The 544-nt window shown below is 52.0% G+C and carries 2 protein-coding genes; both read left to right on the top strand.

Annotated elements, in window-relative coordinates; all coding sequences use genetic code 11:
* Positions 1-262: type II toxin-antitoxin system RelB/DinJ family antitoxin (locus ACFFUV_RS23840; RefSeq protein WP_446697929.1), on the top strand; the 262-nt coding region annotated here is incomplete at its 5' end.
* Positions 262-522: a Txe/YoeB family addiction module toxin gene (locus ACFFUV_RS23835; protein WP_195556787.1), complete on the top strand. Its 261-nt coding sequence runs from the start codon at positions 262-264 to the stop codon at positions 520-522. The genes ACFFUV_RS23840 and ACFFUV_RS23835, both read left to right, overlap by 1 nt.
* The last annotated feature ends 22 nt before the right edge of the window (positions 523-544 follow it).

Below are 544 nucleotides of genomic sequence, written 5' to 3'. Positions count from 1 at the left end.
ACACACGGTCAATGTGAATTTTAAGTTGGATGAAGATGTGAAAAAAAGGATGGAACGGGCCTGTGCCGAGATGGGCCTTTCCATGAGCGCTGCGTTTACGATGTTTGCAAAAAAGGTCGGCAGGGAGTACCGTATCCCGTTTGAGGTTTCGGCTGATCCGTTCTACTCGGAAAGCAACCTCCGGCACCTGGAGAGCGTTATGCAGGATGTGAAGGATGGCAAGGCCCACTTTGCCGCGCATGACCTGATCGAGGTGGACTGATGAAGCTGCTGTGGGAGGATCGGGCGTGGAGTGATTATCTGTATTGGCAGACACAGGACAAAAAGACGCTGAAACGGATTAACGCGCTGATAAAGGATATTCTGAGAAGCCCCTACCAGGGGATCGGCAAGCCGGAGCCGCTGCGGGGGAACCTGAGCGGCTGGTGGAGCCGCCGCATTGACGAAACCAATCGTATTGTTTACTATGAGCAGGGAGATGTTATTTATATTATCTCCTGCCTGGGCCACTATGATGATTGAGAAAGGAAGGGCCGATTATGAG

Origin of the sequence: Vibrio olivae, from assembly GCF_042428525.1 — a bacterium.
Lineage (GTDB): Bacteria > Pseudomonadota > Gammaproteobacteria > Enterobacterales > Vibrionaceae > Vibrio > Vibrio olivae.
Note: the sequence above shows the minus strand (reverse complement) of the source record. Positions and strands in the feature narration are given on the sequence as shown.

Coding starts and splice junctions, on each gene's coding strand:
- ACFFUV_RS23835 (WP_195556787.1), top strand. CDS start 262: ATGAAGCTGCTGTGGGAGGATCGGGCGTGGAGTGATTATCTGTATTGG.